The 7,515-nt window shown below is 37.2% G+C and carries 6 protein-coding genes; 5 read left to right on the top strand and 1 reads right to left on the bottom strand.

The features are described 5' to 3' along the window. Positions 1-90: 90 nt before the first annotated feature. On the bottom strand, positions 91-1,161 hold the full coding sequence (locus tag ACJML3_RS09185) for a beta-N-acetylglucosaminidase domain-containing protein (RefSeq protein ID WP_406022583.1): 1,071 nt from the start codon (positions 1,159-1,161) through the stop codon (positions 91-93). A gap of 226 nt (positions 1,162-1,387) precedes the next feature. Between ACJML3_RS09185 and tig the strand changes: the two genes are divergently transcribed. The 5 genes from tig to ACJML3_RS09160 all read left to right on the top strand — a co-directional run. Beyond that, positions 1,388-2,698, top strand: coding sequence for a trigger factor (gene tig / locus ACJML3_RS09180; RefSeq protein WP_406022581.1), 1,311 nt, complete (start codon positions 1,388-1,390; stop codon positions 2,696-2,698). A gap of 31 nt (positions 2,699-2,729) precedes the next feature. Further along, the gene (gene clpP / locus ACJML3_RS09175; RefSeq protein ID WP_255557782.1) at positions 2,730-3,368 is read left to right on the top strand and encodes an ATP-dependent Clp endopeptidase proteolytic subunit ClpP; all 639 of its coding nucleotides are present in this window, start codon (positions 2,730-2,732) and stop codon (positions 3,366-3,368) included. A gap of 2 nt (positions 3,369-3,370) precedes the next feature. Continuing rightward, positions 3,371-4,639, top strand: a complete 1,269-nt coding sequence (clpX, locus tag ACJML3_RS09170; RefSeq protein ID WP_219938150.1) for an ATP-dependent Clp protease ATP-binding subunit ClpX — start codon at positions 3,371-3,373, stop codon at positions 4,637-4,639. Between the two features lie 140 nt (positions 4,640-4,779). Then, positions 4,780-7,290 carry an endopeptidase La gene (gene lon / locus ACJML3_RS09165; RefSeq protein WP_406022578.1) on the top strand — a complete coding sequence of 837 codons (2,511 nt, stop codon included), beginning with the start codon at positions 4,780-4,782 and terminating at the stop codon, positions 7,288-7,290. A 2-nt stretch (positions 7,291-7,292) separates the two neighbouring features. Beyond that, positions 7,293-7,515 (top strand): hypothetical protein (locus ACJML3_RS09160; protein WP_406022576.1); only part of this gene is annotated, 223 nt, incomplete at its 3' end.

Raw genomic sequence — 7,515 nt, 5'->3', positions numbered from 1 at the left:
GATCGTTTGTTCTTGAAAGATAGTATTTAGCATCTTTTTTCATAGAAAACAGCCTAGAATCAGTTGATTATCTTAATATTATAAGTTTGGCTAATCAGTCAGACAAGCTTCATCAAATTTATATACACCATTTAAAAAATCAATAATTTCCTGTGAAGCCTTTGTTTTATCTTTTGATATTTCTTTTTTTAGTCTGTCTATCATATTATCTGACAGTGCCTCAATACCTTCATCGTTTAGAATATCAAGAATATCACTGATTTTTTCATAACTTTCAGGCAAGAGCTTTTTTAAACGACAAATTCTGTCTTTTTCTATTGTATCCTCATCAAGTCCCTTATAACAGCTTAAAAGACTTTCAAGGGCAACTTCATTTAGTTTGCATTCAAGCATTGGATTTACAGCATGTGACAGTACGATACCATCAAGATCCGATCTGTTTTTAAAAGGCCTTGTATATATATGTTTGCTTATGAATTTACCGTCATTAACTGGATAATTATCCCAAAGAGTTACCTTTCTTCCCCAAAGAGCGTTTGCCTTTTCAATATCATCTTTTGTAATTGCCTTTGATAAAACCCTGTTGCCAGTCCAGAAAATCTCAATTGACTTATCAAGATCCTTTACAATATCCTCATAATAGTGCACTGGTCTTTGCCCGAATACTTTATCTAGTATCGGATCAAAGGTGTAATATGTTGGGCAGAAAATGAGTCTTACAGTGCTGTTCTTCTTTGTAAGGTATGAGTGAACCTCTTTGATTATTTCGTTTTGCTTTTTGCCTTCTTCATTTGTATACAGGCTGATATCATCAAACAAAATAGCGATGATTTTTGTATTTGTATTCTCTAAAAGCCAGTCAATCTTATCTATAAGTACATTAAGCAGTCTGTCTTTTTCTTTTGTAATTTGCAAAGGTGAAATACCGACACCAAAATCTAGATTGAGCTTGGTACACATCTCACTCATATGTACTAAAAGCTCTGTTTTTGCACTGTCAAATGGCTTTTGCCATTCACGTCTTAGGGATTTATCATTTTTAGGTGCATAAATATAGTATGAGTATCCTTTATCAGAGATGAAGCTCATAAGCTCATCTCTTTGTTCCTTTTCATACAGTCTTCCGTAAAAGCCTTCTATAATCCCTAAAGTTGTTTTCATAATCAGCCTATCTGCAAATGTTTCTTTGCTAAATGTTATCAAAAAATTTATAACAGAATATTACTATTTGATTATTTTACAATTTAGTGATTTTTGAACATGTTTGCTAATTGATAGAATCAATAATTATTTGTATAATGTTCAAGTTTGTGTGGACGCATGTCACAGTTAATGTACATCCGATGCGTCAAGTTGTTTTTATTGCTGCAACCTATAGAGGTAAAAGATGCAGGTTTCAACCGAGAAAAAAGAGGGTATTTTAAACCTCATTACTGTTACTGTGCCAGCAGAAGATGTTAAGAGTGCACGTAGCAACGTATTTAAGAATTATGCAAAGAACGCAAAGATTGATGGTTTCCGTAAGGGCCACATTCCAACAGCTGTTCTTGAGAAGAATTTTTCAGCTCAGATCAACGGTGATACTTTAGATCGCGTAATCAACGACAATATCTACAAGGCTATCCAGGAATCAAAGCTAAAGGTTGTTGATATCGTTAAGGTTGACTTAAAGAGCGGTGATGCAACTTCAGAAGTTGTTTTCGAGGCTGAGGTTGAGGTATATCCAGAGTTAGAGTTCAAGGCTCTTGAAGACTTAAAGTTAAAGAAGATCGTATCAGAAATCAATGATGCTGATATCGATAATATGGTTGAGACTCTTCGTGAGCAGCAGGCTAAGTGGCAGGTTCAGGATGATGCTACTGTAGCTGAGAAGACCCGTGCTTCAATCGACTTCTTAGGTCGTTGCGACGGTGTTGAGTTTGAGGGCGGTAAGGCTTCAGATTTCAACTTAACCATCGGCGAGACCTCAATGATCCCAGGCTTTACTGAGCAGATCATGGGCCACAAGGCTGGTGACAAGTTCACTATCAACGTTAAGTTCCCTGAGGAATACCACGCTGAGAATTTAAAGGGTAAGGACGCAGAGTTCGACATCACTGTAAATTCAGTATCAGTTAAGGTATTACCAGAAGTTAACGAAGACTTCATTAAGTTATTCAACCTGAAGGATGCTACTATGGAGACCTTCAGAGCAGAGCTTAAGAAGAACATGGAGCGTGAATTATCACGTGCATTAACCAAGAAGAATTCAGACTTAGTATTTGACGCTTTAGCAGCTCAGTACGGTGAATTCGATGTTCCACAGCAGTTCGTTTCAGAGCAGCACAAGGCAATCTTAGCTGAGGTAGAGAACTACTTCAAGCAGTACGGCATGAAGAGCCTACCAGAGCAGTTCAAGAAGAATCCTCAGTACTTAGAGGATGCTAAGAAGCGTGCTCGTTTAGGCGTTATCTCATCAGTTGTTGCTGATAACTTAAACTTCAAGGAAGCATCTGATGCTGCTGTTGAGGCTGAAATTAAGTTAATCGCTTCAGCATACGATGAGCCAGAGAAGGTTGTTGAGCAGATCAAGGCTGACAAGCGTTCATTTGCACAGTTCAAGGCTGCTGCATACGAGCACGAGTTAATTGCTAAGATCTTCGAAAAGGCTCAGGATGGCGAAGACAAGAAGTCATTCTCAGAGTTAGTAGGTCGCTAATCTACACATAATAATAAGGAGCTGACACAATATGAACTTTGAAGCAGAAAAAATGGCATCAACATTAGTGCCTATGGTTATCGAGCAGACTGCTCGTGGCGAGAGATCTTTTGATATATACTCTCGACTGCTCAAAGATAGAGTTATTTTCTTAACCGGTCAGGTTGAGGATCATATGGCTGATCTAATTGTGGCTCAGCTCCTTTTTCTAGAATCAGATGATCCTGATAAGGATATTTATCTGTATATCAATTCTCCAGGTGGCGTAGTAACTGCTGGTATGGCAATTTACGACACTATGCAGTACATCAAGCCAGATGTATGCACATTATGTATGGGTCAGGCATGCTCAATGGGCTCATTCCTGCTTGCAGGTGGAGCTAAAGGCAAGCGTTATGCGCTGCCAAATGCCAGAATCATGATTCATCAGCCTTTAGGTGGTTTCCAGGGCCAGGCTACAGATATTATGATTCATGCTCATGAGACACAGAGGATCAAGGATACTTTAAATGGTCTTCTCTCAAAGCACACAGGTCGTCCTTTAGAAGAGATTGTTAAGGATACTGAGCGTGATAATTTCATGAGTGCTCAGGAAGCAAAAGAATACGGTCTTGTTGATAATGTAATTACCAGCAGAAGTGAAATAATTCTTGAGAATAAGGACAACTAATTATGAGTGAGCAGACTAAAAATACATGTTTATTCTGCGGAAAATCTTCTTCAGAAAATCGTAAACTGATTAAAGCTCGTGATGGTATCTGCATTTGCTCAGACTGTATCACTAAATGTTATAAAATGCTTGAAACCAAGGGATTCGGTAATAAAGAGAATTCCTCATCAGGCATTGATCTTGACAATATTCCAACTCCGCATGAAATTGCAAAACATCTTGATGATTATGTAATCGGTCAGGAAGATGCAAAAAAAGTATTATCTGTAGCTGTATATAACCACTATCAGCGTTTAAAGCATGCAGATAATGAATCAGGAGTTGAACTTGGAAAATCAAATATTCTGCTAGTTGGTCCAACAGGTTCAGGTAAAACACTGCTTGTTCAGACATTAGCAAAATTCTTAAATGTTCCTTTTGCAATTTCTGATGCTACAACATTAACTGAAGCTGGTTATGTTGGTGAAGACGTTGAGAATGTTATTGTACGTCTGCTTCAGAATTGTGATTTCGATGTTGAGAAAGCTCAGAAGGGTATTATCTACATCGATGAAATTGATAAGATTGCAAGAAAGTCAGAAAATGCGTCAATTACACGTGATGTATCTGGTGAAGGTGTTCAGCAGGCATTGTTAAAGCTTGTTGAAGGTACTGTTGCATCAGTTCCACCAAATGGTGGCCGTAAGCATCCACAGGAAAAGAATATCGAAGTTGATACTTCTCAGATCCTGTTTATCTGCGGTGGTGCATTTGATGGACTTGAAAAGATTGTTGAAAAGCGTGTTTCAAAAAAAGCCGGTATTGGTTTTGGCGCTGAAGTATTTGGTAAGGATGAGAAGCTTACCTTATCAGATAAGTACAAGAAAGTTGAACCTGATGATCTTGTAAAGTTTGGTATCATTCCTGAATTTGTTGGTAGATTACCTGTAATTACAGCATTATCAGAGCTTAACAGAGAAGAGTTAATTCGTGTTTTACGTGAACCTAAGAATGCTATTCTTCGTCAGTATGAGGAAATGTTCAAGTTTGAAGATGTAAAACTTGAGTTTACACAGGAAGCATTAAACGCAATTGCTGATACTGCAATTAAGCGTCATACGGGTGCACGTGGACTCCGTTCTGTTGTTGAAGGTCTTCTTTTAAACACAATGTTTGATATACCTTCAGTTAAGGATGTTGAGAAGGTTGTCGTTGATAAGAATACTGTTGAAAATCACGAAGAGCCTTTAGTTGTTAAGAAAGCTGATTTCGAGATGGAATCAATTTCTTAGTATAGGACAGTGTTTTTAAGGCTCCTGTTTGTCTTGAAACAGGAGCTTTTTTGTCTTTTAAATGTATAAAATTTATAATAATATAATACAAAAGTTTATAAGCTCATTTTGGGCATCATAAAAATAAAAAAAGAGTAGTTATGGTTGCTAGAAGAAAGAAAACTGAAAGTACAAAAGTAAGTTCAGATAAGAAAAAATCAGAATATCTGCTGCCGCTGATTTCTCTGCGTGCTCTTATTATTACACCAAATTCAAAGCTTCAGATCACTGCTGCTAGAAGAAGTTCAATTCAGGCCTTTAAAGAGGTAAACAGACCTGAATCTGAGTACGATAATGTTGCAGTATTCTGTCAGACAAATGAAGCTGATGAAATGCCTAATTTTGATGGTCATATGAAAACTGGTGTTTCATGTGAACTGCAGTCTCTGACAGAAAAGAATGATGGTACAGTCTCTTGCTTAATTCAGGGATTCAAGAGAATAAAGCTTCTAGAGATCATTGAAAATAACGATCTGCCATACAGATTAGCAAGAGTTCTTGATGTTGAGGAGGAGCAATGTGATCCTCAGGAAACTGCAAGTACTCTTAATGTACTTAAATCATGTCTTAACTATGCAATTGATAATTCATCTAAGACTGTGAAGAATCTTGTTGAAAGATCAGTTCCAAAACACCTTGTAAAAACAATTCTTGAAGAAGAGAATCTGTCAAAGCTTACTGATTTGCTAACACAGATCCTTCATTTAGATACAAGTGTTAAGTATTTACTTCTATCTTCAAATAATCCTGTTGAAAGAGGTCGTATTCTTATCAGTAGCCTAAATGGTTACTCATACCAGACTGAGCTTGAAAATAGAATTATTGATGTTGCAAAACGCTCAATGGAAAAGAATCAGAAGGATTATTTCCTCAATGAGCAGTTAAAGGCAATTAAAAAAGAGCTTGGCATATCTTCTGGTGATGAAGAAGATATTGTTATGTTCACCAAGCAGAATAAAGAGCTTGATGCACCAGAGTATGTTCATGAGCGTATTTCTCGTGAAATCAGAAAGCTTGATGCAATGTCAACAAACTCTTCTGAATATACAACTGTAAGAAACTATATTGAAACTTTATTGTCACTTCCTTGGAACAAGAAGGATGATGTAAAGATAGATCTAAAGAAGGCACAGGAAATCCTTGATAAGGATCATTATGGTCTTTCAAAGGTAAAAGATCATATTCTTGAGTATCTTGCAGTTCTATCAAGAACAGAGAAACTATCAGGACCTATCATCTGTCTTATGGGACCTCCTGGTATTGGTAAGACATCTCTTGGTAAATCCATTGCAGCTGCGACAAACCGTCGTTTCGTAAGAGTTGCTTTAGGTGGTGTTTCTGATGAAGCTGAAATCAGAGGTCACAGAAGAACATATATCGGCTCACTTCCTGGCCGAATCATCTCAAATATGGCAAAGGCAAAGGTAAATAATCCTTTATTCTTACTAGATGAGATTGATAAAGTTGTTAACAGCAATCACGGTGATCCTCAGGCTGCATTGCTTGAAGTACTTGATCCTGAGCAGAACAGTACCTTTGAGGATAACTACATTGAGATTGAATATGATCTGTCTAATGTAATGTTTGTAACAACAGCAAACAGCTACAACATTCCTGCACCTCTTTTAGACAGAATGGAGGTTATTGATCTTTCATCATATACAGAGGATGAGAAATTCAATATTGCAAGAAAGCATCTTTTACCAAAGCAGCTTCGTCTTGCTAATGTAAAGGAAGATGAAATAACAATTTCTGATGAAACTTTAAGATATCTTGTGACCTATTACACTCATGAGGCAGGTGTGCGTCAGCTTGAAAGAACTCTTACAGAGCTTATCAGAAAGAGAATAAAGCAGGTAATGCTGTCTTCAAAGAAATCATCAAAGAGCAGTGAAATAACCATTGATGATGTCAAATCTATGCTTGGACCTGAAAAGTATGATTTTACATCAAAACTTAAGGATAACAAGGTAGGCGTTGTAAACGGCCTGTCATGGTCCACTTTAGGTGGTGATATTCTTCAGCTTGAAGCTGTTGCAAATACAGGTAAGGGTAAACATCAGCTGACTGGTAAATTAGGCGATGTAATGAAAGAGTCAATCACTACAGCTATTACAGTTGTAAGAACTTTAAGTGACTCCTTACACCTAAGTGAAGACTTCTTTGAGACATCCGATCTGCATGTTCATGTTCCTGAAGGTGCAGTTCCAAAGGATGGTCCTTCAGCAGGTATCGGTATGGTAACTGCTGTTGTATCAGCACTCACTGGAAATGAAGTGCGTTCTGATGTTGCAATGACAGGTGAAATTACCTTAAGAGGCGATGTTCTGCCAATTGGTGGCTTAAAAGAAAAACTTCTAGCTGCACTAAGAGGTGGCATCAAGACAGTTATGATCCCTAAGGATAATGAAAAGGATCTTTGGGATGTACCATCAGTAGTAACTGAAAAAATGAAGATCATGCCTGTAAGCCGAATTGAAGAGGTATTAAAAACAGCACTTGTAAATGATCCTTTTGAATTTAAGCCAACAACAAAATGGCTGTTTAAAGAAAAGAAATCAAAAAAGATCATTAAAAAAGAAAGTCTATCTGATTCAAACATAGTGGTATAGAAATGGAACAGGAAAATAAAGTTATTTTTGATGACGAGAAAAAGGAAGAGCCAAACAAGATTGATGAGGAAGTTACCTCAATAATCAAGGCTGCCGACAATCTTATAAACGTTCTGGAAAAGATAGCTCCTTCTATCAATGAGGGAAAGGTTGTTAACGAGGAGGCTTTTATGAAAGTAATCAAGCCTCTGTGTGTGAATGTAGAAAACACACTTCCTCAGCTAT

Origin of the sequence: Succinivibrio sp., assembly GCF_045124615.1 — a bacterium.
In the GTDB taxonomy this organism is placed as follows: domain Bacteria; phylum Pseudomonadota; class Gammaproteobacteria; order Enterobacterales; family Succinivibrionaceae; genus Succinivibrio; species Succinivibrio faecicola.
The sequence above is the reverse complement of the archived record's forward strand: the minus strand, read 5'-3'. Positions and strand labels throughout refer to the sequence as shown.